The sequence below is a fragment of the Pseudorhodobacter sp. genome (assembly GCF_030452865.1).
Taxonomy (GTDB): domain Bacteria; phylum Pseudomonadota; class Alphaproteobacteria; order Rhodobacterales; family Rhodobacteraceae; genus Pseudorhodobacter.
On the sequence record NZ_JAKDLJ010000461.1, the window covers coordinates 1 to 2599 of the forward strand.

General features: G+C 62.6%; 3 protein-coding genes. 2 read left to right on the forward strand and 1 reads right to left on the reverse strand.

The window, feature by feature from the left end:
* A partial coding sequence (locus tag L0H65_RS18040; protein WP_301460594.1) for a formimidoylglutamate deiminase occupies nucleotides 1-1087 on the reverse strand: 1087 nt, incomplete at its 3' end.
* A gap of 67 nt (nucleotides 1088-1154) precedes the next feature.
* Between L0H65_RS18040 and hutI the strand changes: the two genes are divergently transcribed.
* Nucleotides 1155-2351, forward strand: coding sequence for an imidazolonepropionase (hutI, locus tag L0H65_RS18045; protein WP_301460595.1), 1197 nt, complete (start codon nucleotides 1155-1157; stop codon nucleotides 2349-2351).
* Nucleotides 2351-2599 (forward strand): aromatic amino acid lyase (locus L0H65_RS18050; RefSeq protein WP_301460596.1); only part of this gene is annotated, 249 nt, incomplete at its 3' end. The genes hutI and L0H65_RS18050, both read left to right, overlap by 1 nt.

Here is a 2599-nt window from a genome sequence, read left to right on the forward strand (position 1 = left end):
CTGCCGTTTCCAGCAGCACCCGGCCGGTGGATTCGTCCGCCGTGGCGAGGGCGGCGCGGGAATGATCGCGCAAGCGTTGGGAGTAGTCGAGCGTCCGCAATTCCTCCGCAAGGCTGATGCGGATGTTGCTGTCTGAGCCGATGCCCCAGCGCCCGCCGTGGCCACTATAGGCAACGCCGTCGAAAATCCCATCGCCGAGCGAGGATTCGGTGATCGGGCAAAGGCCGGCTATCGCGCCAGTCTCTGCCAAGCCTTTGGTTTCGTGCGCTTCCATCTGCGTGCAATGGATCAGGCACCAGCGCGGGTCCACAGCGGCATTTGCCAGCAGCCATTCGACAGGCCGCGCGCCGCGATGGGCCAAAAGCTCCTCCACTTCCGGGATTTGTTCGGCCAGGTGCATGTGGATCGGGCCATTCGGGCGCAGGCTTGCCGCGATCTCCAGCCCTTCAGGGGATACCGCGCGAAGGCTGTGCGGGGCGACGCCAAGCCTTGTGTCGGCGGGCAGGGTGGCGATGGCCTGCGCTGCGCTGTCCAGCAGTGCTGCGAATTGGCCCGGTGTGTTACCAAAGCGGTTTTGCCCCGGCCCAAGCGCGCGGCGGTCACAACCACCGAATTCATAAAGCACCGGAAGCAAGGTTAACCCCAACCCGGTTTGCGCCGCTGCTGCCGCAATACGGGCCGACATTTCGGCGCGGTTGGCATAGGGGACGGCATTGGGGCCGTGATGGAGATAGTGGAACTCCGCCACCGCCGCATAGCCTGCTTCCGCCATTTCCATTTGCACGAAGGCGGTGATGGATTCGACATCTTCCGGGGTCAACTGGTCAAGGAAGCGGTACATCAACTGCCGCCAGGTCCAAAAACTGTCCTTCGGGTCGGGGCCGCGTCGTTCAGTCAGCCCAGCCATGGCGCGTTGAAACGCGTGGGAGTGCAGGTTGGTCGGCGCGGGCAGCAGCACACCGACGCGCTGGCCGGTGGCGGGCGCGTTGGGTGTAATCGCCCCGATCCTGTCGCCCTCCACGGTCACCGCAACATCTTGCGCCCAGCCTGTCGCCAGAAGTGCTTGCTCCGCCCAGATCACCGCCATGAGGTTTCTCCCGATTGACTTCAATAATATGTATGTACATAATAATCCAAACCTTGGGGGAATCAAGATGGAAAGCACAGGCGCGCAAGTCATTCACGGCGGGGCGATTGCCGGGGCCGGGCCGGGTGTCTTGTCGGGCGGTGCTGTTATGATCGAAGCCGGGCGCATCCAATGGGTCGGGCCTGAAAGTGATTTGCCCTCTGAATTCAAGGCTTTGCCGCGCCACCATCTCGACGGTCGCCTCCTGACACCTGCATTCATCGACTGCCACACGCACATCATTTTCGGCGGCAATCGCGCGCGGGAGTTTGAGTTGCGGTTGCAAGGTGCCAGCTATGAAGAGGTCGCGCGGGCCGGAGGGGGCATCGTCTCTACCGTCAGCGCGACGCGGGCGCTGGATGAAGCGGGGCTGATCGCGCAGGCTTTGCCGCGGCTGGATGCGATCCTGGCCGAGGGCGTTTCCTGCATTGAGGTCAAGTCGGGCTATGGCCTCGACGTTGAAACCGAACTCCGGATGCTGCGCGCGGCGCGGGCGCTGCAAGGCTTGCGCCCGGTGCGGGTGCGTACGACATATCTGGGCGCCCATGCTGTGCCGCCGGAATATCGTGCCCGCGCCGACGCCTATATTGATGAGGTTTGCATTCCAACCCTGCGCGCGGCACATGCCGAAGGTCTGGTCGATGCTGTTGATGGATTTTGTGAAGGAATTGCGTTTGATACCAAGCAGATCCGGCGTATTTTTGATGTGGCGTCTGAACTTGGACTTCCCGTCAAGCTCCATGCCGAGCAGCTTTCGCATCAGGGTGGGACCGCATTGGCGGCACGAAGCGGTGCGCTGTCGGTCGATCATGTTGAATATGCGACCGAGGATGATGCCCGGCTGATGGCCGCGTCCGGTTCGGTTGCCGTGCTGCTGCCGGGTGCCTTCTATGCCATTCGCGAAACGCAGGCGCCACCGGTTGCAGCCTTCCGCAAACATGGCGTGCCCATGGCTTTGGCCACGGATTGCAACCCCGGTTCCTCACCGCTGCATTCGTTGTTGCTGGCAATGAACATGGGCTGTACCCTGTTCCGCCTGACGCCGCAGGAGGCGCTGCGCGGCGTGACCGAACATGCCGCCCGCGCGCTTGGGCTGACTGATACCGGCCGTATCGCAGCGGGTCTGCGCGCCGATCTGGCGATTTGGAATGTCGAAACTCCGGCCGAACTGTCCTATCGCTTCGGCATCAATCCACTGCATCAACGCATTTTTGGGGGCATTTGATGATTACCTTGACACCGGGCACAACCACGCTCGCGCAACTGGAGTCGCTTTGGCGCGATGGGTCCGCCGCCAAACTCGCCCCTTCGGCCCGTCCGGGGGTAGAGACGGCGGCGGCACAGGTGGCGAAGGCCGCTGCCGGATCCGAGGCGGTTTACGGCGTGAATACCGGCTTTGGCAAACTCGCGTCAGTCAAAATTGAGTCGAAAGACACTGCCACCCTGCAACGCAACCTGATCCTGTCGCATTGC